We start from the raw sequence: 12,259 nt of genomic DNA, 5'->3' as shown, positions 1-12,259 counted from the left end.
CGACATGCTGTCGAGCATGATTGCGCCGATCTTCGGTTCCTTCACCCAGAGTGCCTTCGCCCAGAACGTCGGGCTGGTGGCGGTCACCGGCATCAAGAGCCGCTTCGTGGTGGCCACCGGCGGGCTGTTCCTGGTGATCCTCGGCCTGCTGCCGTTCATGGGGCGGGTGATTGCCGCGGTGCCGACTTCGGTGCTGGGCGGCGCCGGTATCGTGCTGTTCGGCACCGTGGCGGCCAGTGGCATCCGGACCCTGTCCCGGGTCGACTACCGCAACAACATGAACCTGATCATCGTTGCCACCTCCATCGGCTTCGGCATGATCCCGATTGCCGCGCCGAGCTTCTATGATCATTTCCCCAGCTGGTTCGCCACCATCTTCCACTCGGGCATCAGCTCCTCGGCGATCATGGCGATCCTCTTGAACCTGGCGTTCAACCACTTCACCGCGGGCAACTCCGACCAGCAGTCGGTGTTCGTCGCCGGCACCGAGCGCAGCCTGCGCTTCCAGGACGTTGCCGTACTGCGTGAGGGTGACTACTTCAGCGGCGGCAAGCTGCACGATGCCGAGGGCAATGAAGTGCCTCTGGTAGGAGAGGAGCCGGGCCACTCACCGAGCCAGGCCGGCGATGGTTCGCAGCCGAGCCATGCGCGTGGCAGTGTCGAGGCCACTCACTGAAGTCGAGTACCGCGGCCATGAAAAAAACCGGCGCCCTCAGGGCGCCGTTTTTTTTGCAGTCGGTTATTCCAGGTTGTCCAGCGGCTTCAGGGCCTGCAGGGCGTCGGGGTTGTCCTGGTACTGCTGGCGCAAGCTGGCGAGCTGCTGATCATGGCCTGTGCAGACCTCATTCACGGCTTTCTCCAGGAAGACCCGGCGTTCCTCGTCGTAGGCTTCCTCGCCGGCAAAGTGCTCGCAGGCTTCGTGGCGCTGGATGAATGCGGCCACCTCATCGGGAAGCTCGGCGCCGCTTGCGCCATAGTGCTTGCCCAGCAACAGGCGTTTTTCCTCGACCCAGCCGGTGTAGTCCTCGCCGTCCTTGGCGATGTACATGACCTGGGCCCAGCCGTCTCCACTGGAGGCGTACACCGTCAGGCCATCACCGGGAATCACGTAGAGCTTCTTGTTCAGGCAGGTGGCATTCGGCCCGCTGTGAAAGTGCAGCCGCCCCTGGCCTATCACCTTGGCTTCGAGGGGCGGGCGATATTCGCCGGCTTCCAGGGAGACGTTGTCGCTGAGGGTGGCGCAGTCCACCGGGGCTTCGGCCAGGGCTGGCAGGGGCAACAGGGAAAGCAGGCCGTACAGGGGCAGGAGGCGCAGGAGTCGGTCCATCGCGAGGGGATCCATGAGGTGGGAGTGCGGATCGCGCGATGGTAATGACAAAGATGCGGCCTGTGAATGATCACGGGCCGCATCCGCGGTATTTCAGTCGGCAGCCTTGCTGAGTTGCCCCTGGCGTACCAGGGACAGGGCGAAGACCACCACCACTGCGGCGGCCGCCGCCAGGGTCAGGGGCAGCCCATAGCTGCCGCCGCTCATGGCCGCGCCGCTGAGCAAGGGGCCCAGCAGGCTGCCGATGCCCCAGAGCAGCCCGGCGCTGGCGTTGGCAGTCACCAGGTCGGCGCCGCTGAAGGACTGGCCGATCAGCACGATAGCCAGGGTATAGATGCCGCCGGCCACGGCGCCGAGGATGACCAGGCTCGGCCAGAGCAGGGTGGACGTTTGCATCAGCAGTGGCAGGGCAAGGCCGATCAGCAGGGCAATGATGCCGCAGCCCAGGTAGATCCCGGGGCGCCCGAGCTTGTCCGAAAGCCAGCCGAGGGGGAACTGGAACGCGGTGTCGCCCAACAGAATGATGGTCACCATCAAGGCCGCGAGCTTGATGCTGTAGCCATGGGTGGCGGCGTACACCGGAAACAGCGACAGCACCACGCTGTCGAAAAACGCGAAGAACAGGATGCCCACGCACAGCGCCGGCGCGATGCGGATAAAGCCCAGTACCGAAAAGGTGCGACTTTCGGCATGCAGCGGCTGCTGGTCTTCCAGGGGCAGGATCAGCCAGACCACTGCGATCGCCACCGCATATCCAACGCTGACGATGCCCAGCACGGCGGGCCCCTCGGTGCCCAATAGCGATACCAGGCCCGGGCCCAGGAGCTGGAAGAAGGTGAAGCAGGTGGTGTAGACCGCTACCAGGCGTCCGCGGGTGGCGTCTTCGGCCATTTCATTGACCCAGGTTTCCCCGAGAATGATGATCAGCCCCGCCCCCAGGCCCATGGCGACCCGCGCCAGGCCCAAGCTGTAGAGGCTGGCCCCGGGCAGTTCCAGGGCGGCCACGCTCAAGGCGCACAGGCTGAAACACAGCAGGTAGATCTGGCGCCGGGTCAGGCGTTGGCTCAGGGCATTGACCAGGAAGGCCGAGAGCATCATGCCTGCGGCGGGCAGCGCCGACATGATGCCGATCTGGTTGTTCGAGGCCCCGGCCTGATACAGGCGCAGGGCAAGGATCGGCACCGTGGAGCCGATGCTCAGGCCGACAATGGAGATGCCCAGGATCAGGGCGGCTAACAAGGCTTTGTTCATGATCAAGACCTGCGCCTGAAGCGTCAGGCGCCAAAAAAGACAGTTATTGCGGGCGCTGCAGGACATCGCAGGCCGACGTGCGGGCGATTGCCGGGCAGATGCCCTGGTGGAAGCAGAGGGGCTAGCGGGGTGGCGCCGGGTTCAATCGCGATCAGCGTGGGCCCGGGTGCGGGGAGAAGGTGAAGGCAAACAATACGCTACGGCGTCGACGGTTGATCGCACAGTCAAGTTGGGCAACAGCCAGGGTTGCCGAAGGGCTCATCAAGGGGGAAGGGCACGGTGACTGTGCGGGCAGGAACATCACGGGGTCTGACTGCTTGGATAAAGAGGCGCACAGCCTACGTCAGGCCTTTGCGGCAATGCAACCGGGTTGGCGAAGGAGGATTTCAGGCGTGCATGAAACGTCTATCCGCATGTCGGGATGACAGGCGGATCAATCATTTGCAAGGGGGATACTGCTTGAGCTGATTTGCCGCAGGAGCAGGGCGCTCTCATGAGGATCAAGGCAAATCAGTGTAGGAAGATGGCTCCACGACCTGGACTCGAACCAGGGACCCAGTGATTAACAGTCACTTGCTCTACCAACTGAGCTATCGCGGAATGCGCCGTATCTTACTGATTCAGAAAGGGAAGTCAACAAGTCGAGAAATATTTTTTCAGGGCGACGAGGATCTGAATGAAAGGCTGGCAGGACTTTGCGGGATTTATCGGTCTGCACGTCTCTGGCGGATCCGATAGGGGCTACCATGGCGCCCCGGAAGTGGTTTCACGCGCTGCCGGCCTTCAGCCGCATAGGTACGCCTTTATGATCTGCTTCGATTTATCCCAGCATCCTTCTATCTGTTTCGCGCTGTGCTGCGAGGTGCTGTCATGAGCATCGAGCAGATCAGCCTGCCCAAAGGGGTCGGCCCCCAGGCCGGCAAGTTGCTGGACGCCATTACCCAGGCCGGATCGGCGATGGATTTGAACCGTGCCGGCGGCAAGGCCGAAGGTTTTGTCCTGGGGCTGGAGAGTGCCAAGGCCATCAAGAGCCAGGTGGCCGAGGCGCTGTACGTGGCGTTCGACGATGCCGCCAGCCAGCGCCTGGCTCAATTGCAGGGGTAGGGCGGTTCAGCCGCCGAAGGTCAGGGTGCCAAGCATCAGCTTGGCCATCAGCGAGGTTGCGGCCAGTTGCACCAGCCACAGGGCCAGTCCGCCAAGGAATACGCCCAGGGCAATTTGCAGCACCAGGCTCTTTTCGCGTTTCTGCGAGCGGGGCAGGTAATGCTCCAGTTCGTCGCGGTCGGCCCGCAGGTCATCGTTTTTCATCGGGATCTCGCTCAGCAAGGGGGGCATAGGCTCACAGTCTAGAGGCTGTGGGGGCGGGCAGGGCAGCGACGTATCGCCAACGAAAAAGGGGAAGCCTGCCGGCTTCCCCTTTTCGTTGGCGCTGTCGTGTATCAGATCACTTGCAGGATGGCCTGGGTCACGACATGGATGTTGTTCTGGTTCAGCGCGGCGACGCAGATGCGGCCGGTGTCCAGGGCGTAGATGCCGAATTCGTTGCGCAAGCGGGTCACTTGCTCAACGGTCAGGCCGGAGTAGGAGAACATGCCGCGCTGGCGACCGACGAAGCTGAAGTCGTGCTCAGGGGCGCCTTTGGCCAGCAAGTCGACCATCTGGGTGCGCATGCCGCGAATCCGCAGGCGCATTTGCGCCAGTTCCTGCTCCCACTGGGCGCGCAGTTCCGGGCTGTTCAGCACGGCGGCGACGATGGTTGCACCGTGGGTCGGCGGGTTGGAGTAGTTGGTGCGGATCACGCGCTTGACCTGGGACAGCACGCGGGCGCTTTCTTCCTTGGAGCTGCTGACGATGGACAGGGCGCCAACGCGCTCGCCGTACAGCGAGAACGACTTGGAGAACGAGCTGGAAACGAAGAAGGTCAGGCCCGACTCGGCGAACAGGCGCACCGCCGCGGCGTCTTCGTCGATGCCGTCGCCAAAGCCCTGGTAGGCCATGTCGAGGAAGGGCACGAGGTTTTTCGCCTTGACCACCTCCAGGACGTCTTTCCAGTCCTGTGGGCTCAGGTCGACACCGGTCGGGTTGTGGCAGCAGGCGTGCAGCACCACGATCGACTGGGCCGGCAGGGCGTTCAGGTCTTCCAGCAGGCCAGCACGGTTCACGTCGTGGGTGGCAGCGTCGTAGTAGCGGTAGTTCTGCACCGGGAAGCCGGCGGTCTCAAACAGGGCGCGGTGGTTTTCCCAGCTCGGGTCGCTGATGGCGACCACGGCGTTGGGCAGCAACTGCTTGAGGAAGTCGGCACCGATCTTCAGGGCGCCAGTGCCGCCAACGGCCTGGGTGGTGACCACGCGGCCAGCGGCCAGCAGTGGCGAGTCGTTGCCGAACAGCAGCTTCTGTACCGCCTGGTCGTAGGCGGCAATGCCGTCGATCGGCAGGTAGCCACGGGAAGCATGTTGGGCGGCGCGAATCGTCTCGGCTTCGACAACGGCGCGCAGGAGCGGAATGCGTCCCTCCTCGTTGCAGTACACGCCCACCCCAAGGTTGACCTTATCGGTGCGGGTATCGGTGTTGAATGCTTCGTTGAGGCCCAGGATAGGATCGCGTGGTGCCATTTCGACAGCGGAGAACAGGCTCATTTTTACGGCGGCTCTGAATGGAGTGTGGAGGGACGTGTCGCGCTCCAGCCGAATGCACTAGAGCGGTGCACAAACGGGGAGCTAGTATAGAGGCCATCATCGCGTGGGGCGACAGGCTATTGACCTTTTGCGCCAAGTTTTTCGCTTTATTTTTCGACCGTTAGTCTTATTGCAATAACCAGGGTGTCAGCGGGTGTAGGACCTTTGCCTTGAAAGCTGTGGTAATCGGCTCCACATCAAGGATATTCCGGTTTTTTTCCTCGGCGACATGGGTCGTACGCGGTCTTTCCTGTTCCTGTACGGTATTGCCGCGCACGAATGATCCCAGAGGTACGTTATGTCTGAATTCCAGCTAGTCACCCGCTTCCAGCCCGCCGGCGACCAGCCGGAAGCCATTCGCCTGATGGTCGAAGGCATCGAGGCCGGGCTGGCCCACCAGACCCTGCTCGGTGTGACCGGTTCGGGCAAGACCTTCAGCATCGCCAACGTGATCGCCCAGGTGCAGCGCCCGACCCTGGTGCTGGCGCCGAACAAGACCCTGGCGGCGCAGCTGTATGGTGAGTTCAAGGCCTTCTTCCCGAACAACGCGGTGGAGTACTTCGTTTCCTACTACGACTACTACCAGCCCGAAGCCTATGTGCCGTCCTCCGACACCTTTATCGAGAAGGACGCCTCGATCAACGACCATATCGAGCAGATGCGCCTGTCCGCGACCAAGGCGCTGCTGGAGCGCAAGGACGCCATCATCGTCACCACGGTGTCGTGCATCTATGGCCTGGGCAGCCCGGAAACCTACCTGAAGATGGTCCTGCACGTGGATCGCGGGGACAAACTCGATCAGCGCGCCCTGCTGCGCCGCCTGGCGGACTTGCAGTACACCCGCAACGACATGGATTTCGCCCGCGCCACCTTCCGCGTGCGTGGCGATGTGATCGACATCTATCCGGCGGAGTCGGACCTGGAAGCGATCCGCATCGAGCTGTTCGATGACGAAGTGGAAAGCATCAGCGCCTTCGACCCCTTGACCGGTGAAGTGATCCGCAAACTGCCGCGCTTCACCTTCTACCCCAAGAGCCACTACGTGACCCCGCGGGAAACCCTGCTGGACGCCATCGAAGGGATCAAGGTGGAGTTGCAGGAGCGCCTGGAATACCTGCGCTCCAACAACAAGCTGGTGGAAGCCCAGCGCCTGGAGCAGCGCACCCGTTTCGACCTGGAGATGATCCTCGAACTGGGCTACTGCAACGGCATCGAGAACTACTCGCGCTACCTCTCGGGGCGTCCCGCTGGCGCGGCGCCACCTACCTTGTACGACTACCTGCCGGCGGATGCCTTGCTGGTGATCGACGAATCCCACGTCAGCGTGCCCCAGGTCGGCGCCATGTATAAGGGTGACCGCTCGCGCAAGGAAACCCTGGTTGAGTACGGCTTCCGCCTGCCATCGGCTCTGGATAACCGGCCAATGCGTTTTGACGAGTGGGAAGGGGTGAGCCCGCAGACCATCTTCGTTTCCGCCACTCCGGGCAACTATGAGGCCGAGCACGCCGGCCGCGTGGTGGAGCAGGTGGTGCGCCCCACCGGGCTGGTGGACCCGCAAGTGGAAGTGCGCCCGGCCCTGACCCAGGTGGACGACCTGCTGTCGGAAATCACCAAGCGTGTGGCCGTTGAAGAGCGGGTACTGGTGACCACCCTGACCAAGCGCATGGCCGAAGACCTTACCGATTACCTGGCCGACCATGGCGTGCGTGTGCGCTACCTGCACTCGGACATCGACACCGTGGAGCGGGTGGAGATCATCCGCGACCTGCGCCTGGGCACTTTCGATGTGCTGGTGGGGATCAACCTGCTGCGTGAGGGCCTGGACATGCCGGAAGTGTCCCTGGTGGCGATTCTCGATGCCGACAAGGAAGGCTTCCTGCGTTCCGAGCGTTCGCTGATCCAGACCATCGGCCGGGCCGCGCGTAACCTCAATGGCCGGGCGATTCTCTATGCCGACCGCATCACAGGCTCCATGGAGCGGGCGATTGGCGAGACCGAGCGCCGTCGCGACAAGCAGATCGCCTTCAACCTGGCCAATGGCATCACCCCCAAGGGTGTGGTCAAGGACGTTGCCGACATCATGGAAGGCGCCACCGTGCCCGGTTCGCGCAGCAAGAAGCGCAAGGGCATGGCCAAGGCCGCGGAGGAAAACGCCCGCTACGAAAACGAACTGCGCTCGCCCAGCGAGATCACCAAGCGCATTCGCCAGCTCGAAGAGAAGATGTACCAACTGGCCCGCGACCTGGAGTTCGAAGCCGCGGCGCAGATGCGCGACGAAATCACCAAGCTGCGCGAGCGCTTGCTCACCGTCTAACGAGGCTCGATCCCTCGTAGGAGCCGGCTTGCCGGCGAAGAGGCCCTCAAATCCTGTGCAAGGGTTGGGAGTCTATTCGCTGGCAAGCCAGCTCCTACAGGCAATTCGTGGGTCAGTGGGCTTCGCCGGCCTTGAGGCCCTTGGGCAGGGCCTTGGTCAGCAGGATCGCCAGCATGCTGATGCCCAGGGCAATGCCGACGAAATGGAAGGCGTCGTTGTAGGCCATGATCTGTGCCTGCTGGTGGGTGATTTCGCTGAGCTTGCCCAGGGCTGCGGTCTCGCTGCCGAACTTCTCGGTGAGGGTTGCCAGGCGTTCCGCCACCTGGGGATTGCTGGGCACAACGGCTTCGCGCAGGTAGTCGAAATAGGTCTTGGTCCGGGCATCCAGCAAGGTCGCCAGCAGGGCAATGCCGATGGCGCCACCGAGGTTGCGCAGGATGTTGAACAGGCTGGAGGCCGATCCCGCGTCCTGGGGCTGTATATAAGCCGTGGCGATCAGCGAGATGGTGACCATGATCAGCGGCTGGCCCAGGGCGCGAATGATCTGGATCTGGTTGAACTGCGGCCCGGCAAAGTCCGGGTTGAGCACCCCCGACGAAAAACTCGCCAGGCCGAACAGGCCAAAGCCCAGGGTGCACAGCCATTTCGGTGAAATGAACTGCATCAGCTTGGGCACCAGGGGAATCAGGAACAACTGCGGCACCCCCATCCACATGATCACTTCGCCGATCTGCAGCGCGTTGTAGTTCTGGATCTGCGCCAGGTACAGCGGCAGCAGGTAGATCGAACCGTACAGGCCAACGCCCATGCCCAGGCTGGAGATACTCGACAGGCCGAAGTTGCGATTGCGCAGGATGCCCAGGTTGATCAGCGGGTTGGGCCTGGAGACCTGGACGATGACGAAGGTGACCAGGCTGATCAGGGCGATGCTGCCCAGGGTGACGATCAGGCTCGATTCCAGCCAGTCCTTGCGGTGGCCTTCCTCAAGAAATACCTGCAGGCAACCCAGGCCCAGGCCGAGGGTGAGAATGCCGGCGTAGTCGGTGCTTTTCAGCAGTTCCCAGTGAGCTTCCTTCTTTTCCAGGCCATACAGCAGGCCCGCGATCATCAGCAGGCCCGGCGGCACGTTGATATAGAAGATGTACTCCCAACCCCAGTTTTCCGTGAGCCAGCCGCCCAGGGTCGGGCCGATGGAGGGGGCGAAAGTGGCGGTCATGGCGAACATGGCCATGCCCTTGGCCCGGTGATGCTCGGGGAGCTTGATCAGGGTCAGGGTGAACGCCAGGGGGATCAGGGCGCCACCGGTAAAGCCTTGCAAGGCGCGGAACACGATCATGCTTTCCAGGCTCCAGGCCATGGAGCAGAGCAGGGAGGCAATAAGAAAGCCCACCGAGACCCAGACCGCCAGGCGCCGGGCCGAGAGCAGCTGCACCAGCCAGGCGGTGAGGGGGATCATGATGATCTCCGCCACCAGGTAGGAAGTGGAGATCCACGAGCCTTCCTCCAAGGTAGCGGACAGCGCGCCCTGGATGTCCTTGAGCGAGGAGTTGGTGATCTGGATGTCGAGCACCGCCATGAAGGCGCCGAGCATGGCACTCATCACCGCGATCCAGTCGCGCCGGGTGGGTTCGCCCACCGGACGCAGCAGTTGATCACCGGCCATCGACGGGGTCTTTGACGTTGACCTTCACGGTTACCGACATGCCGGGGCGGATCTTGCCCCGCAGGGGATTGTCGGCTGCGAAGGTCAGTTTGACCGGAATGCGCTGTACCACCTTGGTGAAGTTGCCGGTGGCATTGTCTGGCGGCAGCAGGCTGAATTGCGCGCCGGAGGCGGCGAACAGGCTGTCGACCCGGGCCTGGATCGGCGTATCGCCGTAGGCGTCGAAGGTCAGCTCGGCCTTTTGCCCTGGCTGCATGTGGCCAATCTGGGTTTCCTTGAAGTTGGCCTGGATCCAGATGTCCTGGTCCGGAACGATCGACAGCAGATAGGCGCCGGCCTGCACCACCTGGCCATTGCGTGCGGCGCGCTGGCCGATGAGGCCGCTGATGGGGGCGTGGATCTCGCTACGGGTCAGGTTCAGTCGTGCTTGCGCCAGGTCGGCCCGGGCGTTGGCGATCTGTGCATCGAGGCGCTTGATCTCGGCGTTCAGGGCATTGACTTGCTGGCGCTGGCCCTGCAAGTCGGCTTCGGCCTTGGCCACCTGGGAGCGGGCGATATGGTTGTCGGCGGAAAGGGTAGTGACCCGCTCCTCGGAGACGTAACCGGGCTTGCGCAGGGTCTGGGCCCGAGACAGGTCGATCTGCGAGCGGCCCAGGCTGGCCTGGCTCGACGCCACCTGGGCCTGGCCCGCGGCAATCAGGCTGGCTTGCTGGGTCAGCTTGCTCTGGGCCTGCAGGCGTTCGGCCTCGCGGGTATCCAGGGCGGCCTGGGCGCGGTCCACCGCCAGTTGGAAGTCCTGCCCTTCCAGGCGTACCAGCAACTGGCCCTGTTCCACATGCTGGTTGTCCTGCACCAGCACTTCTTCGATTCGCGCGCTCAGTTGGCTGGAGACCCGGGTGATCTCGCCCTGCACGTAGGCGTTGTCCGTGGTCTCGTAAAAGCGCCCGTGGAACCACCAGTGGGCAAGAAAACCCAGGGCAATCAACAGGACCAGGGACAGAAAGACAAACAGGCGACGCTTGAGTTGGGCTGGCATGGGCTGGCTGTATTCAATAAAAGTGTAAGGAGATCTATCAGCGGGCGAATCTGGCATATAGCCACTGGGCGGTAAATGCCATGGGCTGATTATTGGCCCTTCAACCGGCTGGCAGCGGCCTGGAGTCGCAACCTTGGCTTAAATGCCCTCCTCACTGGAGCGGGGCTGCCGTCGCCTGTTACCATTCGCCCCCTGTTTTATTCCTCGTTTTTCTTTCCTTTCGAGACATGCCATGACCACCGTCCGCACGCGCATCGCGCCATCGCCTACCGGGGATCCCCACGTAGGTACCGCCTACATCGCTTTGTTCAACTATTGCTTTGCCAAGCAGCATGGCGGTGAGTTCATCCTGCGTATCGAAGACACCGATCAGTTGCGTTCGACCCGGGAGTCCGAGCAGCAGATTTTCGACGCCTTGCGCTGGTTGGGCATCAACTGGAGCGAAGGCCCGGACGTTGGCGGCCCTCACGGCCCGTATCGCCAGAGCGAGCGTGGCGACATCTACCAGAAGTACGCTCAGCAACTGGTGGACCTGGGCCACGCCTTCCCGTGCTTCTGCACCGCCGAAGAGCTGGACCAGATGCGTGCCGAACAGATGGCCCGTGGCGAAACCCCGCGCTATGACGGCCGGGCCCTGCTGCTGTCCAAGGAAGAAGTGGCCCGGCGCCTGGCGGCCGGCGAGCCTCACGTGATCCGCATGAAAGTGCCTACCGAAGGCGTCTGCGTGGTGCCGGACATGCTGCGCGGCGATGTCGAGATCCCGTGGGATCGCATGGACATGCAAGTGCTGATGAAGACCGATGGCCTGCCGACCTACTTCCTGGCCAACGTGGTCGACGACCACCTGATGGGCATCACCCACGTGCTGCGCGGCGAAGAATGGCTGCCGTCGGCGCCCAAGCTGATCCTGCTCTACGAGTACTTCGGCTGGGAGCAGCCGCAGCTGTGCTACATGCCGCTGCTGCGCAACCCGGACAAGAGCAAGCTGTCCAAGCGCAAGAACCCGACCTCGGTAACCTTCTACGAGCGCATGGGCTTCATGCCGGAAGCCATGCTCAACTACCTGGGCCGCATGGGCTGGTCGATGCCGGACGAGCGCGAGAAGTTCTCGCTGCAGGAAATGGTCGACAATTTCGACCTGTCGCGGGTGTCCCTGGGGGGGCCGATCTTCGATATCGAGAAGCTGTCCTGGCTCAACGGCCAGTGGCTGCGTGACCTGCCGGTGCAGGAGTTCGCCAGCCGGGTGCAGACCTGGGCGCTGAACCCCGATTACATGATGAAGATCGCACCGCACGTACAGGGCCGGGTCGAGACCTTCAGCCAGATCGCACCGCTGGCCGGCTTCTTCTTCGCCGGTGGCGTGAACCCGGATGCCAAGCTGTTCGAGTCCAAGAAGCTGTCTGGCGATCAGGTGCGTCAGCTGATGCAATTGATCCTGTGGAAGCTCGAAAGCCTGCGTCAGTGGGAGAAAGACAGCATCACCGCGACCATCCAGGCGGTGGTTGAGTCTCTGGAGCTGAAACTGCGCGATGCCATGCCGCTGATGTTTGCCGCCATTACTGGCCAGGCCAGTTCGGTGTCGGTGCTCGATGCCATGGAAATCCTCGGTCCGGACCTGACCCGTTTCCGTCTGCGCCAGGCCATCGATCTGCTGGGTGGTGTGTCGAAGAAAGAAAACAAGGAATGGGAAAAACTCCTCGGCGCCATCGCCTGAGGCGTTTTTGCCCAAGGGCAGCCGACAGGGGCGGGGAGCTTTTCGACTACGCTTGAAACTCAAGCGCCAGGCGGGTTGATTGCGGCTTCTGGTGGTTCTTTGAGGCTTGCGGCGAGTGTTTTGTGCGACTCGCCGCAGGCGCAGAGGGCCGCAAAACCCCGGGTTTTCCGGGCGGGGCGGTAAGTGATTGTTATCCCGGCAAATTTTTTTTCAAAAAACGGAAAAAAAATTGACAGCCTTCCGATCGCCCCTTAAGATTCGCCCCGTCCTCAGCGATGA

Annotated in this window: 10 protein-coding genes and 1 tRNA gene; 4 read left to right on the top strand and 7 right to left on the bottom strand. The window is 62.6% G+C overall.

The features are described 5' to 3' along the window. The coding region (locus tag F6S12_RS26285) for a solute carrier family 23 protein (RefSeq protein WP_315869479.1) at positions 1 to 676 on the top strand (676 nt) is incomplete at its 5' end. Positions 677 to 739: 63 nt separating this feature from the next. Here F6S12_RS26285 and F6S12_RS26280 read toward each other — a convergent pair. The 3 genes from F6S12_RS26280 to F6S12_RS26270 form a co-directional block, all read right to left on the bottom strand. After that, positions 740 to 1,327 carry an SH3 domain-containing protein gene (locus F6S12_RS26280; protein WP_041752088.1) on the bottom strand — a complete coding sequence of 196 codons (588 nt, stop codon included), beginning with the start codon at positions 1,325 to 1,327 and terminating at the stop codon, positions 740 to 742. Positions 1,328 to 1,420: 93 nt separating this feature from the next. After that, positions 1,421 to 2,578, bottom strand: a complete 1,158-nt coding sequence (locus F6S12_RS26275; RefSeq protein ID WP_077934993.1) for an MFS transporter — start codon at positions 2,576 to 2,578, stop codon at positions 1,421 to 1,423. A gap of 524 nt (positions 2,579 to 3,102) precedes the next feature. Next, positions 3,103 to 3,178 (bottom strand) — tRNA-Asn (locus F6S12_RS26270). 270 nt (positions 3,179 to 3,448) lie between these two features. Here F6S12_RS26270 and F6S12_RS26265 point away from each other — a divergent pair. After that, positions 3,449 to 3,682 (top strand): hypothetical protein, encoded by a 234-nt coding sequence (locus F6S12_RS26265; RefSeq protein WP_011060361.1) that lies wholly within the window; start codon positions 3,449 to 3,451, stop codon positions 3,680 to 3,682. Positions 3,683 to 3,688: 6 nt separating this feature from the next. Here F6S12_RS26265 and F6S12_RS26260 read toward each other — a convergent pair whose 3' ends face one another. Together F6S12_RS26260 and F6S12_RS26255 are read right to left on the bottom strand one after the other, a co-directional pair. After that, positions 3,689 to 3,886, bottom strand: a complete 198-nt coding sequence (locus tag F6S12_RS26260; RefSeq protein ID WP_011060362.1) for a hypothetical protein — start codon at positions 3,884 to 3,886, stop codon at positions 3,689 to 3,691. 131 nt (positions 3,887 to 4,017) lie between these two features. Then, entirely contained in the window at positions 4,018 to 5,214 is a 1,197-nt protein-coding gene (locus F6S12_RS26255; RefSeq protein ID WP_011060363.1) for an amino acid aminotransferase, read from the bottom strand. A 337-nt stretch (positions 5,215 to 5,551) separates the two neighbouring features. On the opposite strand from F6S12_RS26255, the gene uvrB reads away from it, so the two are divergent. Then, entirely contained in the window at positions 5,552 to 7,567 is a 2,016-nt protein-coding gene (gene uvrB, locus F6S12_RS26250; protein WP_011060364.1) for an excinuclease ABC subunit UvrB, read from the top strand. A gap of 112 nt (positions 7,568 to 7,679) precedes the next feature. On the opposite strand, the gene F6S12_RS26245 is transcribed toward uvrB, so the two are convergent. After that, on the bottom strand, positions 7,680 to 9,170 hold the full coding sequence (locus F6S12_RS26245) for an MDR family MFS transporter (protein ID WP_169893377.1): 1,491 nt from the start codon (positions 9,168 to 9,170) through the stop codon (positions 7,680 to 7,682). A gap of 49 nt (positions 9,171 to 9,219) precedes the next feature. Further along, on the bottom strand, positions 9,220 to 10,266 hold the full coding sequence (locus F6S12_RS26240) for an HlyD family secretion protein (RefSeq protein WP_041752090.1): 1,047 nt from the start codon (positions 10,264 to 10,266) through the stop codon (positions 9,220 to 9,222). 232 nt (positions 10,267 to 10,498) lie between these two features. Here F6S12_RS26240 and gltX point away from each other — a divergent pair, with 232 nt between their 5' ends. Then, a complete protein-coding gene (gltX, locus tag F6S12_RS26235) occupies positions 10,499 to 11,980 on the top strand; it encodes a glutamate--tRNA ligase (protein ID WP_011060367.1) in 1,482 nt (493 codons plus the stop codon). Positions 11,981 to 12,259 lie beyond the last annotated feature (279 nt).

Source organism: Pseudomonas sp. JV245A, assembly GCF_032424515.1.
Taxonomy (GTDB): domain Bacteria; phylum Pseudomonadota; class Gammaproteobacteria; order Pseudomonadales; family Pseudomonadaceae; genus Aquipseudomonas; species Aquipseudomonas protegens.
Note: the sequence above shows the minus strand (reverse complement) of the source record. Positions and strands in the feature narration are given on the sequence as shown.

Coding starts and splice junctions, on each gene's coding strand:
- F6S12_RS26280 (WP_041752088.1), bottom strand. CDS start 1,327: ATGGACCGACTCCTGCGCCTCCTGCCCCTGTACGGCCTGCTTTCCCTG.
- F6S12_RS26275 (WP_077934993.1), bottom strand. CDS start 2,578: ATGAACAAAGCCTTGTTAGCCGCCCTGATCCTGGGCATCTCCATTGTC.
- F6S12_RS26265 (WP_011060361.1), top strand. CDS start 3,449: ATGAGCATCGAGCAGATCAGCCTGCCCAAAGGGGTCGGCCCCCAGGCC.
- F6S12_RS26260 (WP_011060362.1), bottom strand. CDS start 3,886: ATGAAAAACGATGACCTGCGGGCCGACCGCGACGAACTGGAGCATTAC.
- F6S12_RS26255 (WP_011060363.1), bottom strand. CDS start 5,214: ATGAGCCTGTTCTCCGCTGTCGAAATGGCACCACGCGATCCTATCCTG.
- uvrB (WP_011060364.1), top strand. CDS start 5,552: ATGTCTGAATTCCAGCTAGTCACCCGCTTCCAGCCCGCCGGCGACCAG.
- F6S12_RS26240 (WP_041752090.1), bottom strand. CDS start 10,266: ATGCCAGCCCAACTCAAGCGTCGCCTGTTTGTCTTTCTGTCCCTGGTC.
- gltX (WP_011060367.1), top strand. CDS start 10,499: ATGACCACCGTCCGCACGCGCATCGCGCCATCGCCTACCGGGGATCCC.